Origin of the sequence: Micromonospora sp. NPDC004540 (genome assembly GCF_040610095.1) — a bacterium.
In the GTDB taxonomy this organism is placed as follows: domain Bacteria; phylum Actinomycetota; class Actinomycetes; order Mycobacteriales; family Micromonosporaceae; genus Micromonospora.
Genome location: NZ_JBEXLR010000102.1, coordinates 1 through 23,198 on the forward strand (window position 1 = coordinate 1; position 23,198 = coordinate 23,198).

Sequence of the window (23,198 nt, forward strand, 5' to 3'; positions counted from 1 at the left end):
CCGGTGGGGGGCCGGGGTCGGCCGCGCCGCAACCGGCCGGGGCGCCCGCGGGGGATCCGGCGGGCGCCACGGTCAGTCGTACCCGGGCGGGTCAGCGGCGGCTCTCGCCGCTGCCGATCTCCTCCCGCTCCGGTCGGGCCTCGACCGGCGGGTGGCCCGGCGAGACCGGCGCCTCGGCCGGCTTCTCGATCGGGTAGAAGAAGCCCCGGATGGCCGGGCCGAGGGCACCGAGCCGGTTCATCTTCTTCGGCACGACCCAGCCGACGTAGTCCAGCGCCGGGGCGTGGCCGTCGTGCCCGTCGGCCGCGGTGAGCGGCTGGTGGACCTCGACGAACCGGCCGTCGGGCAGCCGCCTGATGATGCCGGTCTCCACGCCGTGGGCCAGCACCTCCCGGTCGTGCTGCTGGAGACCCAGGCAGATCCGGTAGGTGAGGTAGTAGGCCAGCGGCGGGACCACCAGCAGGCCGACCCGGCCGGCCCAGGTCATCGCATTCAGGCTGATGTGGAACTTGTCGGCGATGACGTCGTTGCCGCCGGAGAGGGTCAGCACCACGTAGAAGGAGACCGCCATGGCGCCCACCGCGGTCCGGGCCGGCACGTCCCGGGGCCGCTGGAGCAGGTTGTGGTGCTTGTAGTCCTTGAGGCGGCGCGCCTCCAGGAACGGGTACATCGTCGACAGGCCCACCAGGATGCCGGGGAGCACGACCGTCGGCCAGAACAGCGGCGGGATGACGTACCCGTCGCCGATCGGGATGCTGATCTCCCAGGCCGGCATCAGACGGGTCGAGCCGTCGAGGAACATGACGTACCAGTCGGGCTGGCTGGCGGCCGAGACCACCCATGCCTCGTACGGGCCGAAGTACCAGATCGGGTTGATCTGGAACAGGCCACCCATCAGCGCGATCACGCCGAAGACGACCATGAAGAAGCCGCCCTGCTTGAGCGCGTAGCGCGGGAACATCCGCTCGCCGACCACGTTCTCGTTGGTCCGGCCGGGGCCGGGCCACTGGGTGTGCTTCTGCTTGAAGACCAGGCCCAGGTGGACGCTGATCAGCGCCACCAGCAGGCCCGGGATGAGCAGCACGTGGGCGATGAAGAACCGGCTGATGATGATGGTGCCGGGGAACTCCCCGCCGAAGATCGACGAGCTGACCCAGGAGCCGATCACCGGGATCGACAGGATGATGCCGGAGGCGATCCGCAGACCGGTGCCGGAGAGGCCGTCGTCCGGCAGCGAGTAGCCGGTGAAGCCGGCCAGGAAGCCGACCCAGAACAGCAGCGAGCCGATGATCCAGTTCGTCTCACGCGGCTTGCGGAACGCGCCGGTGAAGAAGACCCGGAGCATGTGCACCACGATCGCGGCCATGAACAGCAGCGCCGCCCAGTGGTGCATCTGCCGCATGATCAGGCCGCCCCGGACGTCGAACGACAGGTCCAGGCTGGAGGCGTAGGCGGCCGACATCGGGGTGCCCCGCAGGGGGGCGTAGCTGCCGTCGTAGACCACCTCGGTCATCGACGGCTCGAAGAAGAAGGTCAGGAAGACACCGGTCAGCAGCAGGACGATGAACGAGAAGAGCGCGATCTCGCCCAGCAGGAAGGACCAGTGGTCGGGGAAGACCTTGTTCAGCAGCTTGCGCAGCGGGGTGGCCACCTGGAAGCGGTCGTCCACCGCCCCGGCGGTCTTGGCCGGCAGCGCGGCCGCATCAAACTTTCGGCGCTTCATGGCCGCTCCCAGAAGTCGGGACCGATGGTCTCGGTGTAGTCGGACCTCGCCACGAAGAAGCCCTCCTCGTCCACCTCGATCGGCAGCTGCGGCAGCGGCCGGTTCGCCGGGCCGAAGACCGGCTTGGCGTTGTCGGTGATGAGGAACTGCGACTGGTGGCAGGGGCAGAGCAGCCGGTTGGTCTGCTGCTCGTAGAGGCTGGCCGGGCAACCGGCGTGCGTGCAGATCTTGGAGAACGCGACGTAGTTGCCCCACATGAAGTCGCCGTGGCCCTTGCGCTCGTTGGCGGCGCGCGACTTCTGCGCGTCGTCCTCGCGCAGGTGGATCAGCAGGGTCGGCGAGTCGGCGTGCTTGTTGCTCACGCCGCCGTCGATGCCCGGGAACACGGTGAGCTGGCCGCCGACGCTGACGTCCGCCGGACGGATCGGCCGGCCGTCCTCGCGGACCAGCCGGATCCGCTTGCCGCCCTCGCCCGGCGCGAAGCCGGTGGTGAACATCTGGTTGTTCTTGTGCGGCTGCGAGATCAGGCCACCGACCAGCGGCGCCGCGAGGACCGCGCCGACCGGCGCCAGGCCGGCGAGCACCGAGAGGCCGAGCAGCGGCCGGCGCTTCACGCCGAGCTCGTCGGCCATGTAGAGCATGGTCTCGCCGGTGATCCTCCGGTCCGCCGGGGAACCGGGCTGGTCGTGCCGGTCCTGGATCGAGACCTCCTTGGGCAGCAGCTTCTTGCCCCAGGTGAGGATGCCGAAGCCGACGCCGAGGAGCGCGATGCCCAGGGTCACGCCGAGCAGCGGGGTGTAGTACTTGTCGCCCCCGCGGCCGGCCTCCCACTGCCACGGCCACCAGATGTAGACGACCAGGAAGGCCAGCCCGGCCAGGAACGTGATCCAGAAGAACGACGCGACCGTACGGGTCATCCGGCGCTCGGCCTTGCTGCCGGGGACCACCTGCGGCTCGTAGTGGACGATCTCGATGTCGTCCCGCCGCGCGCCCTCCTCGACGATCTCGAACCGGGAGAGCCGGGGGTCGTTCACGTCGAGCGGCTCCCGGCCCTGCGGGGCCTGGTGCTCGGTGTGGGTGCTCATGCCGTCACCTCGCTACGGGTGGCGCCGGGGGTCGGCGCCACAGCACTGAAACGAATGATCCGCTCGGTCACGACTTGCCCGCAATCCACAGGCTCGTGAAGACCAGCGCGACGATGCCGACCAGGAAGATCGCGAGACCCTCGGTCGACGGGCCGTACCGGCCCAGGTTGAAACCGCCCTGGTCCTGGTCGTGCTTCAGGGTCTCCTGGATGTAGGCGATGATGTCCGCCTTCTCCTCCGGAGTGATCTGGTTGTCGCCGAACACCGGCATGTTCTGCGGGCCGCTCAGCATCGCGGCGTAGATCTGCCGGTCGCTGGCCGGCTTCAGGCTCGGCGCGTACTTGCCCGAGGAGAGGGCGCCGCCGCCGGCGCCGAAGGCGTGGCACTGCGAGCAGTTGATCCGGAACAGCTCACCACCGGTGGAGAGGTTCGCGCCCTCGCGCAGGTCGCCCTGCGGCACCTGCGGGCCGCCGCCGAGCTCCTGGATGTACTGGCCGAGCTGGCGCACCTGCTCGTCGGTGAACTGCGGGGGCTTGCGCATGGCCTGGGCTTCCTGCCGGGCCATCGGCATCCGACCGCTGCTGACCTGGAACTCGACCGAGGCCGACCCGACGCCGATCAGGCTCGGCCCGCGTCCCTCGACGCCCTGGGCGTTGCGACCGTGGCAGGTCACACAGCTCACGTCGAACAGCGCCTTGCCCTCGTTGGCGGCGGCGCTCAGGGGCGGGTTGTCCTGCGCCTGCACGCCGGGGGCGAAGACGGTGTAGGCGCCGCCGGCCAGCATCAGCGCGGCGGCCAGCCGGACCGCGGCACCCAGCCGGCGGCGGCCCCTGCTGCGCGCTACGGGCCGCCCGCGCAGCCGCGCGAGCAGACCGCGTCGGCGGTCGTTGTCAGAAGTCATGACCTGTGTCCTTAACCGGTTGGACCTTGTCTCAGGGGACGGAGCAGCGGCGCGGTACGTGACGCGCCAAGATCACTGGAGCCAGTAGATCATGGCGTAGAGCCCGATCCACACGACGTCGACGAAGTGCCAGTAGTAGGACACGACGATCGCCGAGGTCGCCTGCGCCGGGGTGAACCGGCCCATGGTGGTGCGGATCATGAAGATGACGAACGCGACCAGACCGCCGGTCACGTGCAGGCCGTGGAAGCCGGTCGTCAGGTAGAACATCGACCCGTAACCGTCTTCGTTGATCTTGACGCCCTCGTGCACCAGGTTGCGGTACTCGTTCGCCTGGCCGAGCACGAAGATCAGGCCCATCACGAAGGTGATCGTGAACCACCGGCGCAGGGCGTGGACGTCACCCTTCTCGGCCGCGAAGACACCGAGCTGGCAGGTCACCGAGGACAGCACCAGGATCACCGTGAAGGTGGTCGCGTAGGGGATGTTCAGGATCTCGGTGTGCTTCTCCCACTGCTCCGGCGCCGCCGCGCGGATCGAGAAGTACATCGCGAACAGCGCCGCGAAGAACATGAGTTCGCTGGAGAGCCACACGATCGTCCCGACGCTGACCATGTTGGGTCGGGTCAGGGAGTGGATCCGGCTCTTGTCAATGGCTGGGGCCGCAGTCACGCGGTCATTATTGCCCTTGACCGGGACCCACGATCAGCGGGGTGGCAAACCTGTGCCATCAGTGGCCCGATCGGGGTCGTCCGCTTCGCCTGACCTACCCTGAAAAGCGTGCTGCACGTCGATCCGATCTTCGCCGCCACCTCGGTGGCCCCGGCGACACTCGCGGCGGGGGGCGAGGCCGTCCCGCCGCCGTTCACCGTGGCCCGCGTCCTGACCGAGACCCGGCTGGACAGTTGGCTCACCCTCGGGCTGGTGCTCGCCGCCGGCCTCTACCTCTACGGCGTGTACCGGCTGCGGCTGCGCGGCGACCGCTGGCCGGTGGTCCGTACCGTCAGCTTCCTCTTCCCGGGCCTCGGCGGCATCGCCGCGGTGACGGTCAGCGGGCTGGGCGCCTACGACACCGCCCTGCTGTCGGTGCACATGGTCCAGCACATGGTGCTGTCCATGATCGCGCCGATCTTCCTGGCGCTCGGCGCGCCGGTGACGCTCGCCCTGCGCACCCTGCCGGTGCGCCCGCGCAAGCGGCTGCTGGCCGTCGTGCACAGCCGGATCGCCCGGGTCTACAGCTTCCCGCTGGTGGCGTTCGCCATCTTCGTGGTGAACCCGTTCGCCCTCTACTTCACCGGCCTCTACGAGGTCACCCTCCAGCACGAGTGGGCGCACGAGCTGGTGCACGCGCACTTCATCATGACCGGCTGCGTGTTCTTCTGGCCGCTGCTCGGCCTGGACCCGCTGCCCGGGCGCTGGCCGTACCCGGCCCGGGCGCTGCTCATGGTGCTCTCCGTGCCGTTCCACACCGTGCTCGGGCTGACCATCATGCAGAGCACCACGCTGCTCGGCGGCGACTGGTACCCGTCGCTGCACCTGAGCTGGTCGGACCCGTGGAACGACCAGGTGGTGGCCGGCGGCGTGCTCTGGGCCGGCGGCGAGTTCGTCAGCGTCACCATGCTGGCCGTGCTGGTCGTCCAGTGGATCAAGCAGTCGGAGCGCGAGGCCCGCCGACTGGACCGCGAACTGGACCGCCAGGAGGCCCGAGAGCGCGCCGCGGAGGCGAGCGCCTGACCCCGCCGGCGACAACTCCAGCTCGGCCCGTCTGACGCCGCGCCGCGACCTGGAGCCGTCGTCAGTACGCCAGGGCGGGGCGACTGGTCGGATGTGACGCCCGCTACGATCAGCGGGCAGCTACGAGGTGGGAGCCACGTCACGATGAGCGATCGTCTTTGCACCGTCCTGCTCTACAGCGACGACCCGAAGGTCCGTGACCGGATGCGACTCGCCGTCGGCACCCGGCCCGCGCCCGGGCTCGAGATCGAGTTCGTCGAGGCCGCCGACTACGCCGGCTGCGTCCGGCTGGTCGACGACTACGAGATCGACCTGCTCCTGCTCGACGGCGAGGCGAGCCCCGGCGGCGGCATCGGCATCGCCCGCCAGATCAAGGACGACCGGGACGACGCCCCGCCGACCTGCGTGGTGCTGGCCCGCGCCGCCGACCGCTGGCTGGCCGCGTACGCCGAGGTCGACGCCACGCTGACCCACCCGCTCGACCCGGTGACCGCCGGCACCACCGTCGCCGAGCTGCTGCGGCGCACGCACGCCGCGGCCTGAGCCACCCCGCGACGGCTCCAACCCGGCGCGTCTGACGCCGCGCCGCGACCCGGAGCCGTCGTCCGGCGCCACGGCGACGCGGCCGTGGCGCCGACTTCGGCCATGATTCGGCCTACGCGCCGCCAGACGGCGCGACGGACCGAATGACGGTCGCCACACCCGCTCTCACGCCCGCTCGGGAGGCCCGCCATGGGCGAACGGACCTGGCCGCTTCTGCTCAACGCGCTGCTGCGCGGCGAGGAGCTCTCCACCGCCGACACCGCCTGGGCGATGGGCGAGATCATGGCCGGCTCGGCCACCCCGGCCCAGATCGCCGGCTTCGCGGTGGCCCTGCGCACCAAGGGCGAGACGCCCGCCGAGCTGGGCGGCCTGGTCGAGGCGATGCTGACCCGCGCCGTCCCGGTGGCGCTGCCCGAGGAGGTACGGGCCGGCGCGCTGGACGTGGTGGGCACCGGCGGCGACCTCGCCCACACGGTGAACATCTCCACCATGGCCGCGCTGGTGGTCGCCGGGGCCGGCGTGCGGGTGGTCAAGCACGGCAACCGGGCCGCCTCCTCCTCCTGCGGCACCGCCGACGTGCTGGAATACCTCGGCGTCCCGCTGGACCTGGACCCGGAGCAGGTGGCCCGGTGCGTGACCGAGGCCGGCATCGGCTTCTGCTTCGCCGCCCGGTTCCACCCCGGCATGCGGCACACCGGCCCGGTCCGCCGCGAGATCGGCGTGCCCACCGCTTTCAACTTCCTCGGCCCGCTGACCAACCCGGCCCGCCCGCGGGCCGGCGCCGTGGGCTGCTTCGACCCGCGGATGGCCCCGGTGATGGCGGCCGTCTTCGCCGCCCGGGGCGACTCGGTGATCGTGATGCGCGGCGAGGACGGGCTGGACGAGTTCAGCACCGGCGCGCCGACCCGCGTCTGGGTGGCCCAGCAGGGCACCGTCAGGGAGGCGCTGCTGGACGCCAGGGAGCTCGGGGTGCCCCGGGCCACCCTGGCCGATCTGCGGGGCGGAGACGCGGCGTACAACGCCGGGGTGGTCCGGCGGCTGCTGGCCGGCGAGACCGGCCCGGTCCGCGACGCGGTGCTGGTGAACGCCGCGGTCGCGCTGGCCACCCAGGGCCCGCTCGACGGCGACCTGCACGAGGCGCTGCGCGCCGGCCTGGTCCGGGCCACCGAGTCGATCGACTCGGGCGCGGCCGCCGGCGCCCTGGAGCGCTGGTTGGCGGTCGCCGGCACCCTCTGAGCCCGGGTGCCGTTCCGGTTTTGTCGGACCGGCGTGCCAAACTACACGGGAGTAATTTTCCGTTTTCCGCCGATGGCGCCCCCACCCGTCGGGCGGGCACCGGAACGAGAGGAGACGCCCGTGTCGGACCGCGAATTCCACTGCGACACCTGCGAGGGCGTCGTGCTGTTCGAGGCGCCCCCCTGCGTCGACGGGCACGGCGCCGACTGCCCCGAGCTGGTCTGCACCGGCTGCGGCGCGGCGGTGCTCATCGCCACCTTCGCCTTCCGCGCCCCGCGCCTCGACCGCCGCCGCCGCACCACCCGCCCACCGCACCGCCAGGCCGCCTGACCCGCCGTCGAACCTGGCCAGAATCGCCTCGGGTCACGGCTACCCAGCCCCTGGAGCCCGGCCGCCAGGTAGACCGACGCGACCCCGCCGACGCCCGTGAGCGTCGCTGCCCGAGCCCGGCGACCCACGGCGTGCCACCCACGAGCGACACCCGCCGATCCGCCACACCAGATGCTCGCCCCCGCCTCCGCTCGCGCGCACCCCGACCTTCGCCCTGCGAACGATGTCACCGGGCCCACCGCCTGCCCGCGCGGCCCTGTCCACCCCACCGCCCCACCGCCGCCGGCGCCCCCGGCCCAATCCTGGGCAGTTACCGCTCGCCTCGAACGGCAACCAGCCAAGATCCCCCACCAACCGCGACGATCATGAAGTTTGCCGCGACAAAACGGGCGAATCGCACCGCCAACCTCATGATCAACGACGGCCGACCCCGGAGAGGCGAGCGGAAGCAGCAGGGCCGACCCGGGAGACCCTCGCCTCCGCTGCCCACCGTCCGCACTCCACCGTCGGAGCCGCACAGTCACCCGCAATCGTCCGTACGCACCGAACGGCAACCTTCCAAGATCTCCCGTCACCGGGACGATCATGAGGTTGGCCGCGACAAATGGGACGACTCACACCGCCAACCTCATGATCGACGTGCGGCAGCGGAAGGCGGAGGGGGCCGGGAAAGCGGAAGGCCCGCGGCCCCGAAAGGGGGCGCGGGCCTTGCCGGTGTTTGGGTTCGGGTCAGTGCTCGGCGGTGCGGCGGGTGCCCGAGTAGTACTCGAAAAGCAGGCCGCAGGCGGCGAAGACGACCGTCACCATGCCCAGGCCCAGCAGCCAGAACTGCCAGAAGACCAGCCCGAGACCGGCGATCGAGGCGGCCAGGGCCAGGCCGAACGGCCAGTAGCTGCCCGGGCTGAAGAAGCCGATCTCGCCCGCGCCGTCGGCGATCTCGCCGTCCGGCCGGTCCTCCGGGCGCAGGTCGATGCGGCGCGAGACGAACCAGAAGAAGCCGCCGCACATGGCGCAGAGCAGGAAGGACAGCAGCAGCGCCACGGTGCCGACCCACTCGACCCGGCCGCCGTCGCCGTACGTCCACACGCCGTAGAGGATCGCCGCGCCGAAGAGGAACGTCGCGATGGTGAGGAAGATCTTCCACTCGGTCTTCATGCCGGACCCCTCAGCTTCCCGCGTCGGCCGTCGCGTCGGACGGGTTGAAGTTGGCCGTGTTGCGGCGCGTGTTGAACGGCTTGGTCTCGGTGGCGAACTCGTTCTCGCCGATCGCCTTGAGCGCCTCCTGGGTCGATTTGCCGGCCTTCTTGGCCGCCAGGAACTGCTCGTACTTCTCCGGCGAGACGACCCGCAGCTCGAAGTTCATGAAGGCGTGGTAGCTGCCGCACAGCTCGGCGCAGCGGCCGACGAACGCGCCCTCCTGGTCGATGCTGGAGACCTCGAAGGTGTTGCGGATGTTGCCCGGCATGACGTCGCGCTTGAACAGCAGCTCCGGCACCCAGAAGGAGTGGATGACGTCGCGGCTCTGCTCCTCGAACCGGATCGACTTGCCGCTCGGCAGGACCAGCACCGGGATGACCTCGCTGGTGCCCAGCACCGAGGCGACGGTGTTGGCGTCGCGGCCCTGGCCGTCGCGGTAGTTGAACTGCCAGTTCCACTTGAAGGCGACGACCTCGACGGTGACGTCGGGGTTCTTCGACTCCTTCACCACGTCGGTCTGCACCACCGCGGTGTAGTAGAAGAGCACGGAGACCACGAGGATCGGCGCGATGGTGTAGAGGAACTCCATCGGCAGGTTGTAGCGGGTCTGCACCGGCAGCTCGTTGCCGCGCTTCCGGTAGCGGATCACGCACCAGAAGATCAGGCCCCACACGAACACGCCGACCGCCAGGGCGGCGATGCAGGACGCGATCCACAGGTCGTACATCCGGTGCGACTCGGGGGTGATGCCGCCCTGCGGCCACCCGAAGCCGCCGAACGTCTTGCCGACGTCGCAGCCGGTGAGCAGAACCAGCAGCGCGGCTCCGCCGAGACCGAGCCCGGCGAGTCGACCGGCACCACGCCGCCGGCGCCCGCCGGCCCCCGAGGAAGCGCTGTGCCGCACGGCCGACGGCCGTACCTCCGAACTCCTTGCGACCACCTGGTCCTGCCTCCCTAGCGCGCCGCGGTGATTTGTTTCGCTCGACACCGACGGCAAAGGCGTCACCGACGGTCGCAGATTACTCGACCATGACGGGCCTGACCGTCTTGGGGTCACTGTCCGCCCCCATCGGGGGATCTTGGGCGTACTTGCGCGATAGCGTGGAGCTTCGTGAGCGCCAACCCGGTCTACCTGGACGCGGCCACCGCCGCCCCGCTGCACCCGGTCGCGCGGCAGGCGCTGCTGGCCGCGCTCGACGACGGCTGGGCCGACCCGGCCAGGCTCTACGGCCAGGCCCGCCGGGCCCGCCAGCTCCTCGACGCCGCCCGCGAGGCCGCCGCGCAGACCCTCGGCGTCCGCGCCGACGAGCTCTCCTTCACCCCCAGCGGTACGGCGGCAGCGCACGCCGCCGTGCTCGGCGGCCTGTCCGGGCGGCGCCGGGCCGGGGCGGCCCTGGTGCACTCGGCGATCGAGCACTCGGCGGTGCTGCACGCCGCGGAGCGGCACGTGGCCGGCGGGGGCGACGCGGTCGGCGTACCCGTGGACCGGCTCGGCCGGGTGGACCTGGACGCCTGGGCGGCGGCGGTGGGCGCGCCCGGGGTGGCCCTGGCCGCCCTGATCGGGGCGAGTCACGAGGTGGGCACGGTGCAGCCGGTGCCCGCGGCGGCGGAACTCTGCGCCGAGGCGGGGGTGCCGCTCTACGTCGACGCGGCGCAGCTGGCCGGCCGTGCGCCGCTGCCGGCCGGCTGGTCGGTGCTGAGCGCCAGCGCGCACAAGTGGGGCGGCCCACCGGGCGTGGGGCTGCTGGTGGTGCGCAAGGGCACCCGCTGGGAGTCGCCGTTCCCGGCCGACGAGCGGGAGTCGGGGCGTACCCCGGGGGTGGTGAACCTGCCGGCGGTGGTGGCCGCGGCGGCGAGCCTGCGCGCGGCGGCGGCCGACGCGGCGGCCGAGGCGGCCCGGCTGGCGCCGCTGGTCGACCGGATCCGGGCCCGGGTGGCGGCCGAGGTGCCGGACGTGGAGGTGGTCGGCGACCCGGTGGACCGCCTCCCCCACCTGGTCACCTTCTCCTGCCTGTACGTGGACGGCGAGGCGCTGCTGCACGCGCTGGACCGGCGGGGCTTCGCGGTCTCCTCCGGCTCGTCGTGCACCTCCTCGACGTTGCGTCCGTCGCACGTGCTGGAGGCGATGGGGGTGCTGTCGCACGGCAACGTCCGGGTGTCGCTGCACCGGGAGACCACCGAGGCGGATGTCGACCGGTTCCTGGCCGAGCTGCCCGGGATCGTCGCCACTCTGCGCGCCGAGGCGGGGGCGGTCGGCCTGTGAGCGCGAGGAGTGAGCCGCTCCTGCGAGCCCCGCAGTCGCGAACGGAGGAGACCCTGTGAGCGAGCCGGACGAGGTGCTCGACTGCCGGGGCCAGCGCTGCCCACTGCCCGTGATCAATCTCGCCCGGCGGCTGCCCGAGCTGCCGGTCGGGGCGGTGGTCCGGGTGCTCGCCGACGACCCCGCCGCGGCCGTGGACATCCCGGCCTGGTGCCGGATGCGCGGCCAGGAGTTCGTGGCCGCCCATCCGGAGGGCCCGGGCTACGACGTGCGGCGCCGCCAGTGACCTCGGGGGGTCAGCGGAGGTAGGCGAGGATCCCCGGCAACGGGTCGGTGTCGACGGCCGTGTCGACCACCAGCCGGGGGCCGATCAGCGGCTCGTACTCCGCGCGGCGGAGCAGCGTCCGCTCCCAGGTGTTGTGCTGCTCGTCGGGCGGCCGGGCCTCGACCCGGCGGCGGTGCTCCGCCTCGTCGCCGCAGTGCACCTCGATCACCCGCAGCGGCACGCCGGCCCGCTCGGCCAGATCGTGCCAGAGGCCTCGGGCGCTGGCCACCGGGTTCACCGCATCGACCACCACGCTCAGCCCGAGCCCGAGCTGCACCTCGGCCAGCCCGGCGACCGCCCCGTAGGCGGCCATCCCGGGCACGTCGCCGACCAGGCCGAAGCGGCCCAGGGCGTGCTCCACCGGGTCGACCGGCAGGACCGGGGCGCGCAGCGCGGCGCCGACCCGGCGGGCGAGGGTGCTCTTGCCCACGCCGGGCAGCCCGGCGAAGGCCACCAGCACTGGCACGCCGGCGTCCGGGCGGACCGCCGTCGGGTCCACCCCGGGCCCCGGGCCGGTCACAGCAGGTGCGGCCGGACGTCCTCGGCGGCCGCGTCGCCGTACGACTCGGCGAGCCGCTTGACGAACAGGTCCCGGCGGACCTCGTACTCCTGGCCGCCGAAGTTCTCCAGCACCAGGGTGGCGAGCAGGCAGCCGACCTGGGCGGCGCGCTCCAGGCTGACGCCCCAGTTGAGCGCGGCGAAGAAGCCGGCCCGGAAGCCGTCGCCGACGCCGGTCGGGTCGATCGCCTGGATCTCCCGGGCGATCGGCACGTGGATGGTGCCGATGTCCCGGCCGGCGATCTCCACGCCCTGCTTGCCCAGCGTGGTGACCCGGACCTTGACCCGGTCCAGCAGCTGGGCGTCGGTCAGCCCGGCCTTGGTCTGGAGCAGCGACTTCTCGTACTCGTTGGTCATCAGGTAGTCGGCGCCGTCGACCAGGCCGAGCACGTCCGCGCCGTCCATCCGGGCGAGCTGCTGCGACGGGTCGGCCACGAAGGCGTACCCGCGCTCGCGGCACTCGGCGGAGTGCCGGATCATCGCGGCCGGGTCGTTGGCGCTGACCAGCACCAGGTCGAGCCCGCCGAGCCGCTGCGCCACCGGGGCCAGCTCGATGTTGCGGGCCTCGCTCATCGCGCCCGCGTAGAACGAGGCGATCTGGCACATGTCGGTGTCGGTGGTGCAGACGAAGCGGGCCGTGTGCGCGATCTCGCTGACGTGCACCGAGTCGCAGTCGACGCCGTGCCGCTCCAGCCAGGACCGGTAGTCGGCGAAGTCCGCCCCGACCGCGCCGAGCAGCACCGGTCGCAGCCCGAGCTGGGCCATGCCGAAGGAGATGTTCGCGGCGGTGCCGCCGCGCCGGAGCACCAGCTCGTCGACGAGGAAGGAGAGCGAGACCTTGTCCAGCTGGTCGGCGAGGAGCTGGTCGGCGAACCGGCCGGGGAAGCTCATCAGGTGGTCGGTCGCGATCGAGCCGGTCACGGCGATCTTCATGTCAACCCTCGTGGTCGGGAGCACGGCGCGGGTCAGCCTACCGGTCGCCCCGCCCGGCCGGACGGGGGTCGGTCGACAACCGGTCGTCCCCCGCACATCCCGACGTCACCGTCCGGACACCCGCGCGGTACGACAAAACGGCGGGACCACCCCATGGGGGATGGTCCCGCCGTCAGGCAGGCGTCGTCGGCCTGGTCGACTCAGCTGAACGAGTCGCCGCAGGCGCAGGAGTTGCCGGCGTTCGGGTTGTCGATGGTGAAGCCCTGGGCGTCGATCCGGTCGGCGAAGTCGATGGTGGCGCCCGCCAGGTAGGGGGCGCTCATCCGGTCGACGACGACCTCGACACCGCCGAAGTCGGTGACGACGTCACCGTCGAGCGACCGCTCGTCGAAGAACAGCTGGTACCGCAGGCCGGAGCAGCCGCCCGGCTGCACGGCGACCCGGAGCCGCAGGTCGTCACGGCCCTCCTGCTCGATCAGGGCCTTGACCTTCTGCGCCGCGACGTCGGTGAGGACGACGGTGCTGGGGGCCTTGGCCTCGGTCGACTCGGTCTGCGCTGGCGTGGTCACGTGGAAGTCTCCCTGCGCGATATGGGGTCCGGACGCACTGGCCAACGCCGCACGTCTGCCAGTGATTCCCGGTGTGGTCCAGATCCGATCGTACGCCGCCCCGGCATGCACCACCTCCGGTGGCACGAGCCGCGCGGCGTGAGCCGCGCCGCAGGCCAGGGCGGCTCAGCGGCTCCACTGGCGGGCGAGCCGGGCGCCGAGCGCGCGCAGCCCCTCGGCCGGGCGGCCCATCGCCGCCTCGACTCCCCCGCGCTCCTCGCCGCCGAAGTGCTCCACCAGGCTGTGCGCCTCGGTCACGCCGGCCGCGGCGGCCTCCCGCCGCCCGGTGCTCACCCGGCCGGCCAGCACCACGCAGGGCACCCCGCGGTCCCGGGCGGCCCCGGCCACCCCGGCGACCACCTTGCCGCGCAGCGACTGGTGGTCGAAGGAGCCCTCGCCGGTGATCACCAGGTCGGCGGCGTCCAGCGCCGCCTCCAGGCCGATGGCCCGGGCGACCAGGCCGATGCCCGACTCGCACCGGCCACCGAGCGCGAGGACCGCCGCGCCGAGGCCGCCGGCCGCGCCGCCGCCGGGCAGCGCGCCGAGCCCGGACGGGCAGCCCGGCAGGTCCTTCTCCAGCACCGCCGCCCAGCGCTCCAGCGCCGCGTCGAGCAGCAGCACGTCGGCCCGGGAGGCGCCCTTCTGCGGGCCGTACACGTTGCTGGCGCCGTGCAGCCCGAGCAGCGGATTGTCGACGTCGGTGGCGGCGACCAGCGCCGCGCCGCGGACCCGGGGGGCGCCGTCCAGCGCGGTCACCGCCGCGAGGGCCGCCCCGCCGTACGGCAGGGCCCGGCCGGCCTCGTCCAGCGGGGTGACGCCGAGCGGGGTGAGCATCCCGGCGCCGCCGTCGTTGGTGGCCGAGCCGCCCAGCCCGATCACCACGGTCCGCGCCCCCGCCTCGACCGCGGCGGCGACCAGCAGGCCCAGCCCGTAGGAGGTGGTCGCCTTCGGGTCCCGCTCGGCGGCGGAGAGCAGGTGCAGCCCGCACGCCTGGGCGCTCTCCAGGTAGGCCACCCCGTCGTCGGTGAGCAGGATCTCACCGGTGGCCGGGCGGCCCAGCGGGTCGACGGTGGGCACCGGCAGCACCCGGCCGCCGAGCGCCCCGGCGAGCACGGCGACGAACCCGGGGCCGCCGTCGGCCAGCGGGCGGATCAGCAGCTCGTCGGCGGGGGCGACCTCCCGCCAGCCCTCGGCCACGGCGGCGGCCACCTCCGGGGCCGGCAGCGTGCCGGCGAACTTGTCCGGGCAGAGCAGCACGCGCATGCCGAGCAGTGTGGCAGGCCACATCCGTGGCGGCTGCGGGGCCGTCCCGCTGTGGGACCATGGGAGGCGTGACTTCGACCTGGGTTGAGCCCTCCAACACCGCCACTGCGCTGCTGCTCCTCGGCCGCGGCAGCGACCCCGCCACCGAGCGTGGCGTGGAGTGTCCGGGTGACCTCCCCGCGCCGAGCGACCCGGACCTGGTGGCCCGGGCGGCCGCGGCGAAGGCCGCGCTCGGCACGAAGGTCTTCGTGCTGGGCCACCACTACCAGCGCGACGAGGTGATCCAGTTCGCCGACGTGACCGGCGACTCGTTCAAGCTGGCCCGGGAGGCGGCGGCCCGCCCCGACGCGGAGTACATCGTCTTCTGCGGTGTGCACTTCATGGCCGAGAGCGCCGACATCCTCACCTCGGACAACCAGAAGGTGATCCTGCCCGACCTCGCCGCCGGCTGCTCGATGGCCGACATGGCGGTGCTGTCGCAGGTCGAGACGGCCTGGGACGTGCTGACCGAGCTGGGCATCGCCGCGGACACCGTCCCGGTGACCTACATGAACTCCTCGGCCGACATCAAGGGCTTCGTCGGCCGGCACGGCGGTGTGGTCTGCACCTCGTCCAACGCGAAGCGGGCCCTGGACTGGGCGTTCGAGCAGGGGCAGAAGGTGCTCTTCCTCCCCGACCAGCACCTGGGCCGCAACACCGCCGTCCTGGAGATGGGCTTCTCGCTCGACGACTGCGTGCTCTACGACCCGCACAAGCCGAACGGCGGGCTCACCCCGGAGCAGCTCCGCGACGCGAAGATGATCCTGTGGCGCGGGCACTGCTCGGTGCACGGCCGCTTCACCCTCGACAGCGTCAACGACGTGCGCGAGCGGGTGCCGGGGGTCAACGTGCTGGTCCACCCCGAGTGCCGGCACGAGGTCGTCACGGCCGCCGACCACGTCGGCTCGACCGAATACATCATCAAGACCATCGAGGCGGCCCCGGCCGGCTCGGCGTGGGCGGTCGGCACCGAGCTGAACCTGGTCCGCCGGCTGGCGCTGGCCCACCCGGACAAGCAGATCATGTTCCTCGACCGGGCGGTCTGCTACTGCTCGACGATGAACCGGATCGACCTGCCGCACCTGGTCTGGGCGCTGGAGGAGCTGGCGGCCGGCCGGGTGGTCAACCAGATCACCGTGGACCCGGACACCGCCGGACACGCCCGGGCCGCGCTGGACCAGATGCTCGCCCTCCCGGGCGCCTGATCACCCTCGGTCACGTCACTGGTACGGAAACGCACCGGAATCCCCGGTTCGTGCCCTCGCTGGTGATGTGACCGATTCCATTTTCGTCACGGAGGGCTATGCTGCCGGGGCGACGATGCACGCGGACCGTTTTCACCGGGCCGCCATTCGGGTAGCGATGCAGATCGTGGGCCCGACTCATCTACACGGCAGCACCAACGCGCTGGAGGTTGCGTTGACCGACGACGTCCTGGTCGTACACGGAGGCACCCCGCTCGAAGGGCGGATCCGCGTGCGCGGCGCGAAGAACCTCGTGTCCAAGGCGATGGTCGCCGCCCTGCTGGGCGACACCCCCAGCCGGCTGTTCGACGTGCCGCGGATCCGGGACGTGGAGGTCGTCCGCGGGCTGCTGGGCCTGCACGGCGTCAAGGTCAGCGACGGCGACGAGGACGGTGAGCTGGTCTTCGACCCGTCGAACGTCGAGAGCGCCAGCACCGACCAGATCAACGTGCACGCCGGCTCCAGCCGCATCCCGATCCTGTTCTGCGGCCCGCTGCTGCACCGGCTCGGCCACGCCTTCATCCCCGACCTGGGCGGCTGCCACATCGGCCCGCGCCCGATCGACTTCCACCTCCAGGCGCTGCGCGAGTTCGGCGCGACCGTGGAGAAGACCCCGGAGGGGCTGCACCTGTCGGCGCCCAACGGGCTGCACGGCACCAAGTTCGCCCTGCCCTACCCGAGCGTGGGCGCCACCGAGCAGGTGCTGCTCACCGCGGTGATGGCCGAGGGCGTCACCGAGCTGCGCAACGCGGCGGTCGAGCCCGAGATCATCGACCTGATCTGCGTGCTGCAGAAGATGGGCGCGATCATCAAGGTGCACACCGACCGGGTGATCGAGATCCAGGGCGTGAAGCGGCTCAGCGGCTACACCCACCGGCCGATCCCGGACCGGATCGAGGCGGCGAGCTGGGCGGCGGCCGCGCTGGCCACCCGCGGTCACGTCGAGGTGCTGGGCGCCCAGCAGGCCGACATGATGACCTTCCTGAACATCTTCCGCTCGGTCGGCGGCGAGTACGAGGTGACCGACCTCCGCCCGCCGCGCGCCGGCCGGCCCGGCCAGGAGGGCGGCATCCGGTTCTGGCACCCGGGCGGCGAGCTGAACGCCGTGGCGCTGGAGACCGACGTGCACCCCGGCTTCATGACCGACTGGCAGCAGCCGCTGGTCGTGGCGCTCACCCAGGCCCGCGGCCTGTCGATCGTGCACGAGACGGTCTACGAGCAGCGGCTCGGCTACACCGAGGCGCTGAACTCGATGGGCGCCAACATCCAGGTCTACCGGGACTGCCTGGGCGGCACCCCGTGCCGCTTCGGCCGGCGCAACTTCAAGCACTCCGCGGTGATCGCCGGCCCGAGCAAGCTGCACGCGGCCGACCTGGTCATCCCGGACCTGCGGGCCGGTTTCAGCCACCTGATCGCGGCGCTGGCCGCCGAGGGCACCTCCCGGGTGTACGGCGTCGACCTGATCAACCGGGGCTACGAGGACTTCGAGGCCAAGCTGGCGGACCTGGGCGCGCACGTCGAGCGTCCCTGACGTCACACTCATCTTCTGCTACGACAACTCCAGCTCGGCGCGTCTGACGCCGCGCCGCGACCTGGAGCCGTCGGCCCGGTGCACCCGCGATGTGCACCGGGCGGGGCTGTGTGGCTACTCTTGCCGACGTGCCGTCGCTGTTTCGCCGTAAGCCCACCGACCTGGTCGAGGAGTCCGTCACCCCGGTGACGACCGACGAGGCGTCCGCCGCTGCCCAGCCCCGGGGCTACACGCCCGCCAAGGGACGCGAGACCCCGAAGCGCCCGGCCGCCGGCCGGCGCCCCGCCGGGCCTGCGAAGCCGCTGACCAAGGAGGAGGCCCGGGAGCAGCGCCGCGCGGCGCGCGCCGAGTCCGCGGCGGAGTTCCGGCGCGAGGGCGGCCCGCGCGACCGGGGCCCGGAGCGGCTGCTGGCCCGGAACGTGGTCGACTCCCGGCGTACGGTCGGCACCTGGTTCTTCGGCGGCGCACTGATCGTGCTGCTCGGCTCCAACCAGGCCATGCCGCCGATCGTCCGGCTGCTGTCGAACGTGCTCTGGGGCGCGCTGGCGCTCGGTGTGGTGATCGACTCGGTGCTGATCTCCCGGAAGATCAAGAAGCTGGTCCGCGAGCGCTTCCCGAAGAGCACCGAGCGGCTCGGTTCCCTCTACTTCTACGCGATCATGCGGTCGATCACCTTCCGCAAGATGCGTGCCCCGGCGCCGCGGGTCAACATCGGCGACAAGATCTGACCAGGCTCACCCGGACTGCTGGGCGCGTCTGACGCCGCGCCGAGACCTGGAACCGGCCCCTTCCCGCCTCGGCGGGGAGGGGCCGGTGTCGTTGTCAGGCCACCCCGAGCAGGCGCAGCAGCGCCGTGGTGCCCGCCGCCGCGACTACCACCAGCACGAAGGGCGCCCGGCGCCAGGCGAGCACGAGGCCGACCAGCACCCCGGCGGGCCGGGCGTAGCCGGCGAAGCCGCCCGCCTCGGTCAGCGCCGCGGTGGCGGCGAGCGCGGCCAGCAGCGCCGCGGCGGCGACCGGCAGCAGGTGGCGGGACCACTCGGGCAGTTCCAGCCGGTCGCGCAGCAGCACTCCCGCGACGCGGAAGCCGTAGGTGCCGGCGGCCAGGGCGAGGATCACCGCGATCAGCATGACGCCTCCCCGGCCCGCACGACCCGTCCCGCCTCGTGGCCGTCCGCCGGCCCACCGCCGGGGTCGTCCGGCCCGCCGGTCGGCCGGCGGCGGGCCAGCACGGGCAGGACCAGCGCGGCGAGCGCGAGCAACACCGGCAGCCCGGCCGGCAGCAGTGGGGTGGCCAGCACGGCCAGCCCCGCGCCGGTGAGCGCCACCCGGCGGGTCTCCCGGTCGCGCAGGCTGGGCAGCAGCAGGGCGGCCAGCCCGGCCGGGAAGGCCGCGTCGAGCCCGAGGGCGCCCGGGTCGCCGACCGCGCCGCCGGCCAGCACGCCGAGTGCGGTGCCGGCGTTCCAGGCCAGGAAGAGCAGCACCCCGGCGAGCCAGAACGCCCGCCGGCGCCCCGGCCCGGCCGGGCGGGCCAGCGCGAACGCGGTCGCCTCGTCGGTCATCAGGTGGCTGCCGAGCAGCCGCTGCCAACGGCGGGGGCCGAGGGTGCACCCGAGGGCCAGACCGAACGGCAGGTGCCGGGCGTTGAGCAGCAGGCCGGCGAGGACCGCCGCGAGCGGGCTGCCGGCCGCGACCAGCCCGACGGCCATGAACTGGGCGCCACCGGCGTAAACCAGCACCGACATGGCCAGGGTGGCCCAGGCGGGCAGGCCGGCGGCGACCGCCACGGCACCGAACGAGGCGCCCACGGCGATCATCGCCGCGCCGATGGCGGCGACGTCGCGGAGCATCCGGGCGTCGTCCGTTCGATATGCCGTACGCATGTCCATTATCCTGAACACGAGCACCCGCGTTCGTCAAACCGAACAAACAAGCCACTGGAGCGAACAATGGCGATCGACCCCGCTCCCCCGCTCGCCACCATCGCGGCCGCCCTGCGCCGCGAACGCGACCGGGCGGGCCTGTCGCTGACCGAACTGGCCCGCCGCGCCGGCATCGCCAAGTCCACCCTCTCCCAGCTGGAATCGGGGGCCGGCAATCCCAGCGTGGAGACGCTCTGGGCCCTCGGGGTGGCGCTGGGCGTGCCGTTCAGCCGCCTGGTCGAACCCCCCACCGCCGCCGTCCGGGTGGTCCGGGCCGGCGAGGGCCCGCGGATCCGCTCCGAGCACGCCAACTTCTCGGCCACCCTGCTTGCCGCGGGCGCGCCGCACGCCCGCCGGGACGTCTACGTGATGGAACTGGAACCCGGGGCCGTGCGGCTCGCCGAGGCGCACACCCCGCGCAGCGTCGAGCACGTCGTGGTCGCGGCCGGCCGGATGCGCGTCGGCCCGGAGACCGACCTGGTCGAGCTGGGACCGGGCGACTACGCCACGTTCCCCGGCGACATCCCGCACCGGTACGAGGCTCTGGCCCCCGGCACCTTCGCCGTGCTGGTGATGGAGCACCCGTGAGGGCGGTCGCTCAGCCGACCTCGGCCGGGGCGCGGTAGAGCCGGGCCACCACCTCCTCGATGTCCGGCTCCACGATCGAGATGTCCCGCAGCGTGGCCAGGCCGGCCAGCCCCGCCACCACCTCCGCGACGCTCGCCGACTCCAGCGCGAAGACCAGCCGGCGCCCGTCGGCCTCCACCCGCTGCACCGGCGCGCCCGGCAGCACCGGCGGCGCGGGCAGGGCGGCATCCAGCTCGGCGACCACCATCCGGCGGGAGCCGTACCGGCTGTGCAGGGCGGCGATCGAGCCGTCGTGCACGACCCGCCCGTGGTCGATCACCACGAGGCGCCGGCAGAGTCGCTCGATGTCGGCCAGGTCGTGGGTCGTGAGCACCAGGGTGGTGTCGCCGGCCCGGCCCAGCTCCGCCAGGAAGCCGCGGACCGCCTGCTTGCTGACCACGTCCAGCCCGATGGTCGGCTCGTCCAGGAAGAGCACCTCGGGGCCGTGCAGCAGGGCGGCGGTCAGCTCGCCGCGCATCCGCTGGCCCAGGGAGAGCTGCCGGACCGGGGTGTCCAGGAACTCGTCGAGGTCGAGCAGGCTCCGGCAGCGGGCCAGCCGGGCGGCGTGCTCGCGGGCCGGCACCCGGTAGACGTGCCGCAGCAGCGCGAACGAGTCCCGCAGCGGCAGGTCCCACCAGAGCTGCGAGCGCTGCCCGAAGACCACGCCGATGCGCAGCGCCAGCCGGGTCCGGTCGGCCACCGGCCGCAGCCCGCAGACCTGGGCCCGGCCCGCCGAGGGCATCAGCACGCCGGTGAGCATCTTCAGGGTGGTGGACTTGCCGGCGCCGTTCGGGCCGATGTAGCCGAGCATCTCGCCCCGCTCCACCCGCAGGTCCACCCCGTCGACCGCGGTGACCGTCCGCTTCTCCCGGCGCAGCCGCCCGGCCTTCACCCGGACGGTGAACTCCTTGCGCAGCCCGTCCATCTCGATGACGTTCATGACCCCGTACTCCGGTAGTGGCGGATCCCGACGCGCCAGGCCAAGGCGGCGACCGTCGCGGCGACCAGCGCGATCCCGGGCGCGGCCCAACCGACCCAGGCCGGCAGGCCCAGCGGGTCGGCCCGGCCGAGCAGCGCCAGCGCCGGGTGGTAGCTGACGAAGGCGAAACCCATCCCGTACGCGAAGATCGCGCGGAACCAGCCGCCGTAGACCGTGACCGGGTACGAGGTGAAGTCGCGCCCGCCGTAGGTGACCGAGTTGGCCAGCTCCCCCGAGTCGATCCAGTAGAACGACACGGTGGCGGTGGTGACGAAGACCGCGGCGAAGAAGACCACCGCGGCCGGCGGGGCGATCAGCGCGAGCACCACCCGGCCCGGTGTCCAGTCGATGCCGGCCGAGGCGAACGCGAACACCAGCACGGCCAGCCCGAAGACCGCCCGGGAGACCTTGCGCAGCGGCAGGTCCATCAGCAGCAGTTGGGGCAGCGCGGCCAGTGGCCGGACCAGCACCGCGTCGAACAGGCCGGTACGCACGTAGCGGGGCAGCCGCTCGATGTTGCCGACCAGCAGGTCCGCGGTGGCGAACGCGAACGACGACAGGCCGACGACGACCAGGGTCTCGCGGAGCGTGAAGCCGCCCAGCTCCCGGGTGACCCCGAAGAGCACCAGGACCGTCAGCACGTCGAACACGGTGGCGCCCATGTTGCCGACCAGGTCCACCACGAACGACGTACGGTACGCCGCCTGCGACCGGGCCTGCGCCCCGAGCAGCGCCCGGTACGCCCGCCAGGCCCCGGTCGACGTCACCGGCTCAGCCACCCTGCACCACCAGCCGGTGCTCGGCCCGGCGCTGCACCAGCCGGCAGAGCGCCAGCAGCAGCACCGCCCAGCCGAGCTGGAGCCCGACCAGGCCCAGCTCGGTCGGCATCGGCTCCCGCTCGACCAGCACGTCGAGCGGGACCTGCAACAGGCTGGGGAACGGGGTGGCGTACCGCAGCGCGGCCTCCAGCCAGCCCGGGAGGAAGCCGAGCGGGAAGTAGAGGCCGGCCAGCACGCCGGAGCCCAGCGTCCAGAGGATCATCGGCCCGCGGACGTCCTGCAACCAGTACGCGGTGGCGTTGACCAGGTAGCGGCAGCCGAAGCAGACCAGCACGGCGAGCAGCGCGGAGAGCCCGAAGAGCGGCAGGGTGGCCCAGTGCCGGGGCACGTAGACCTCGAAGAAGAACGGGCCGATCACCACCGGCGGCAGCAGCCGGGCCAGCGAGGCGAACCCGGCCCGGCCCAGATCGGTGGCGAGGTAGCTGGTCACCGGGTGCACCGGGCGGAGCAGGTCGGCGGCGATCTCCCCGGTGCGGATCCGGTCGGCCAGCTCGGTCCAGCCCCAGATCGCGATCACCGCGAGCAGTCCCTGCCCGGCCCAGACGAAGGTGCCGAGCTGGGCCCGGTCGTAGCCGGCCACCGTGCCGGCCGCGCCGGCCACCGCGAGGAAGATGTAGCAGCGCAGGAAGCCGAAGACGGTGTTGGTGACCACGCCCGCCACGGCCGCCTGCCGGTAGGTGGCGTGCCGCCGGAAGCCGGAGGCCACTATCGCGCCGAATGTCCGAAACCATCGGGTAACGTTTGGATCCGTGGGCGGTGCCACAGTGGCGGTGACCGAGCCCACGCCGCTACCCTCCTTCCGCAGCCACGAGGTGCTGGACCGGGCGACTCTACCGGCACGTCGGGGTGCCCAGCGCGACAATTTCCAACGAGGTGACATCGCCGTGAGCGAGCGACGCGAGCCGGCCCCGGGGCCGCGCCGCGCGGGCGGCGACAGGGTCTCCCGATGAGCGGCTGGGACCGCTGGCGCGAGCTGGCCGAACCGTCGTGGGCGGCCGAACCCACCCACGAGTGGCGCCCGCAGTTTCCGGGGCAGCGCTATCCGGGCGACATCGGCCTCGAGCACCTGACCCCGCCCGCGCCGCGCGGCCGGGCCGCCGTGGTCGGGCGGGCCGAGGTGCACCCGGTCAGCCCGGCGCCGGGGGGCGAGGACGCGTACCCGGTCAGCCCCGCCGGCCCCGACGGCCTGGACCGGCGGCGCGGCGCGCACCCCGTCAGCCCGGCCGGCCCCGACTATCCTGGCCGGTCAGCGGGATGAGCTTGCTGATCCCGCCGACGATGACGAAGACCTGGAGGCCCAGGGTGAAGGCCAGGCCGCCGG

At 72.8% G+C, this 23,198-nt stretch carries 26 protein-coding genes; 11 read left to right on the forward strand and 15 right to left on the reverse strand.

The features are described from left to right. Positions 1-91 precede the first annotated feature (91 nt). The 4 genes from ABZV78_RS26210 to ABZV78_RS26225 form a co-directional block, all read right to left on the reverse strand. Positions 92-1,723 carry a cytochrome b N-terminal domain-containing protein gene (locus tag ABZV78_RS26210; RefSeq protein ID WP_355642668.1) on the reverse strand — a complete coding sequence of 544 codons (1,632 nt, stop codon included), beginning with the start codon at positions 1,721-1,723 and terminating at the stop codon, positions 92-94. Continuing rightward, complete coding sequence (locus ABZV78_RS26215; protein ID WP_355642670.1) at positions 1,720-2,808, reverse strand: Rieske 2Fe-2S domain-containing protein; 1,089 nt, start codon at positions 2,806-2,808, stop codon at positions 1,720-1,722. Before ABZV78_RS26215 ends, ABZV78_RS26210 begins: the two co-directional genes overlap by 4 nt. Before the next feature lie 67 nt (positions 2,809-2,875). Further along, a complete protein-coding gene (locus ABZV78_RS26220; RefSeq protein ID WP_355642672.1) occupies positions 2,876-3,709 on the reverse strand; it encodes a cytochrome c in 834 nt (277 codons plus the stop codon). Between the two features lie 72 nt (positions 3,710-3,781). Next, the gene (locus ABZV78_RS26225; RefSeq protein WP_091320077.1) at positions 3,782-4,381 is read right to left on the reverse strand and encodes a heme-copper oxidase subunit III; all 600 of its coding nucleotides are present in this window, start codon (positions 4,379-4,381) and stop codon (positions 3,782-3,784) included. Between the two features lie 108 nt (positions 4,382-4,489). On the opposite strand from ABZV78_RS26225, the gene ABZV78_RS26230 reads away from it, so the two are divergent. The 4 genes from ABZV78_RS26230 to ABZV78_RS26245 all read left to right on the forward strand — a co-directional run bounded on the left by ABZV78_RS26230 (position 4,490) and on the right by ABZV78_RS26245 (position 7,552). Beyond that, positions 4,490-5,443 carry a cytochrome c oxidase assembly protein gene (locus ABZV78_RS26230; RefSeq protein ID WP_355642674.1) on the forward strand — a complete coding sequence of 318 codons (954 nt, stop codon included), beginning with the start codon at positions 4,490-4,492 and terminating at the stop codon, positions 5,441-5,443. Positions 5,444-5,587: 144 nt separating this feature from the next. Then, complete coding sequence (locus ABZV78_RS26235; protein WP_355642676.1) at positions 5,588-5,986, forward strand: hypothetical protein; 399 nt, start codon at positions 5,588-5,590, stop codon at positions 5,984-5,986. Positions 5,987-6,175: 189 nt separating this feature from the next. Next, a complete protein-coding gene (trpD, locus tag ABZV78_RS26240; protein ID WP_355642678.1) occupies positions 6,176-7,222 on the forward strand; it encodes an anthranilate phosphoribosyltransferase in 1,047 nt (348 codons plus the stop codon). 120 nt (positions 7,223-7,342) lie between these two features. Beyond that, positions 7,343-7,552 carry a hypothetical protein gene (locus tag ABZV78_RS26245; RefSeq protein WP_355642680.1) on the forward strand — a complete coding sequence of 70 codons (210 nt, stop codon included), beginning with the start codon at positions 7,343-7,345 and terminating at the stop codon, positions 7,550-7,552. A gap of 729 nt (positions 7,553-8,281) precedes the next feature. Here the strand turns inward: ABZV78_RS26245 and ABZV78_RS26250 are convergent. Both ABZV78_RS26250 and coxB read right to left on the reverse strand, forming a co-directional pair. Next, positions 8,282-8,707 (reverse strand): cytochrome c oxidase subunit 4, encoded by a 426-nt coding sequence (locus ABZV78_RS26250; protein ID WP_355642682.1) that lies wholly within the window; start codon positions 8,705-8,707, stop codon positions 8,282-8,284. 10 nt (positions 8,708-8,717) lie between these two features. Further along, positions 8,718-9,689 (reverse strand): cytochrome c oxidase subunit II, encoded by a 972-nt coding sequence (gene coxB / locus ABZV78_RS26255; RefSeq protein WP_355642684.1) that lies wholly within the window; start codon positions 9,687-9,689, stop codon positions 8,718-8,720. A gap of 171 nt (positions 9,690-9,860) precedes the next feature. Here coxB and ABZV78_RS26260 point away from each other — a divergent pair, with 171 nt between their 5' ends. Continuing rightward, positions 9,861-11,012, forward strand: a complete 1,152-nt coding sequence (locus ABZV78_RS26260; RefSeq protein WP_355642686.1) for an aminotransferase class V-fold PLP-dependent enzyme — start codon at positions 9,861-9,863, stop codon at positions 11,010-11,012. 55 nt (positions 11,013-11,067) lie between these two features. Beyond that, positions 11,068-11,295: a sulfurtransferase TusA family protein gene (locus ABZV78_RS26265; protein WP_355642688.1), complete on the forward strand. Its 228-nt coding sequence runs from the start codon at positions 11,068-11,070 to the stop codon at positions 11,293-11,295. Positions 11,296-11,305: 10 nt separating this feature from the next. Here the strand turns inward: ABZV78_RS26265 and ABZV78_RS26270 are convergent, their stop codons facing one another. The 4 genes from ABZV78_RS26270 to ABZV78_RS26285 form a co-directional block, all read right to left on the reverse strand. After that, a complete protein-coding gene (locus tag ABZV78_RS26270) occupies positions 11,306-11,800 on the reverse strand; it encodes an ATP-binding protein (RefSeq protein WP_355642690.1) in 495 nt (164 codons plus the stop codon). A gap of 50 nt (positions 11,801-11,850) precedes the next feature. Next, the gene (locus ABZV78_RS26275) at positions 11,851-12,825 is read right to left on the reverse strand and encodes a carbohydrate kinase family protein (RefSeq protein ID WP_355642692.1); all 975 of its coding nucleotides are present in this window, start codon (positions 12,823-12,825) and stop codon (positions 11,851-11,853) included. A 200-nt stretch (positions 12,826-13,025) separates the two neighbouring features. Then, the gene (gene erpA / locus ABZV78_RS26280) at positions 13,026-13,394 is read right to left on the reverse strand and encodes an iron-sulfur cluster insertion protein ErpA (protein ID WP_091320045.1); all 369 of its coding nucleotides are present in this window, start codon (positions 13,392-13,394) and stop codon (positions 13,026-13,028) included. A 165-nt stretch (positions 13,395-13,559) separates the two neighbouring features. Then, positions 13,560-14,720, reverse strand: coding sequence for a glycerate kinase (locus tag ABZV78_RS26285; protein WP_355642694.1), 1,161 nt, complete (start codon positions 14,718-14,720; stop codon positions 13,560-13,562). Between the two features lie 44 nt (positions 14,721-14,764). On the opposite strand from ABZV78_RS26285, the gene nadA reads away from it, so the two are divergent. The 3 genes from nadA to ABZV78_RS26300 all read left to right on the forward strand — a co-directional run bounded on the left by nadA (position 14,765) and on the right by ABZV78_RS26300 (position 18,238). After that, positions 14,765-15,940, forward strand: coding sequence for a quinolinate synthase NadA (gene nadA / locus ABZV78_RS26290; RefSeq protein ID WP_355642695.1), 1,176 nt, complete (start codon positions 14,765-14,767; stop codon positions 15,938-15,940). Between the two features lie 214 nt (positions 15,941-16,154). Further along, positions 16,155-17,510, forward strand: a complete 1,356-nt coding sequence (gene murA / locus ABZV78_RS26295; RefSeq protein ID WP_355642696.1) for a UDP-N-acetylglucosamine 1-carboxyvinyltransferase — start codon at positions 16,155-16,157, stop codon at positions 17,508-17,510. Positions 17,511-17,599: 89 nt separating this feature from the next. Continuing rightward, positions 17,600-18,238 carry a DUF3043 domain-containing protein gene (locus ABZV78_RS26300; RefSeq protein ID WP_355642698.1) on the forward strand — a complete coding sequence of 213 codons (639 nt, stop codon included), beginning with the start codon at positions 17,600-17,602 and terminating at the stop codon, positions 18,236-18,238. A 94-nt stretch (positions 18,239-18,332) separates the two neighbouring features. Here ABZV78_RS26300 and ABZV78_RS26305 read toward each other — a convergent pair whose 3' ends face one another. Together ABZV78_RS26305 and ABZV78_RS26310 are read right to left on the reverse strand one after the other, a co-directional pair. Beyond that, the gene (locus ABZV78_RS26305; protein WP_355642700.1) at positions 18,333-18,641 is read right to left on the reverse strand and encodes an AzlD domain-containing protein; all 309 of its coding nucleotides are present in this window, start codon (positions 18,639-18,641) and stop codon (positions 18,333-18,335) included. Continuing rightward, a complete protein-coding gene (locus ABZV78_RS26310; protein ID WP_355642702.1) occupies positions 18,635-19,393 on the reverse strand; it encodes an AzlC family ABC transporter permease in 759 nt (252 codons plus the stop codon). Before ABZV78_RS26310 ends, ABZV78_RS26305 begins: the two co-directional genes overlap by 7 nt. 66 nt (positions 19,394-19,459) lie before the next feature. Here ABZV78_RS26310 and ABZV78_RS26315 point away from each other — a divergent pair, with 66 nt between their 5' ends. Continuing rightward, the gene (locus ABZV78_RS26315; protein WP_355642704.1) at positions 19,460-20,020 is read left to right on the forward strand and encodes an XRE family transcriptional regulator; all 561 of its coding nucleotides are present in this window, start codon (positions 19,460-19,462) and stop codon (positions 20,018-20,020) included. A gap of 10 nt (positions 20,021-20,030) precedes the next feature. On the opposite strand, the gene ABZV78_RS26320 is transcribed toward ABZV78_RS26315, so the two are convergent. From ABZV78_RS26320 to ABZV78_RS26330, 3 genes are read right to left on the reverse strand one after another with little or no spacing between them, the layout of a single operon-like run. Beyond that, complete coding sequence (locus ABZV78_RS26320; protein ID WP_355642706.1) at positions 20,031-20,999, reverse strand: ATP-binding cassette domain-containing protein; 969 nt, start codon at positions 20,997-20,999, stop codon at positions 20,031-20,033. Continuing rightward, positions 20,996-21,805: an ABC-2 family transporter protein gene (locus tag ABZV78_RS26325; protein WP_355642708.1), complete on the reverse strand. Its 810-nt coding sequence runs from the start codon at positions 21,803-21,805 to the stop codon at positions 20,996-20,998. The genes ABZV78_RS26320 and ABZV78_RS26325 overlap by 4 nt, the downstream gene beginning before the upstream one ends. A gap of 4 nt (positions 21,806-21,809) precedes the next feature. Next, positions 21,810-22,583 carry an ABC-2 family transporter protein gene (locus tag ABZV78_RS26330; protein WP_355642710.1) on the reverse strand — a complete coding sequence of 258 codons (774 nt, stop codon included), beginning with the start codon at positions 22,581-22,583 and terminating at the stop codon, positions 21,810-21,812. 240 nt (positions 22,584-22,823) lie between these two features. Here ABZV78_RS26330 and ABZV78_RS26335 point away from each other — a divergent pair, with 240 nt between their 5' ends. Next, a complete protein-coding gene (locus ABZV78_RS26335) occupies positions 22,824-23,135 on the forward strand; it encodes a hypothetical protein (protein ID WP_355642712.1) in 312 nt (103 codons plus the stop codon). Positions 23,136-23,198 lie beyond the last annotated feature (63 nt).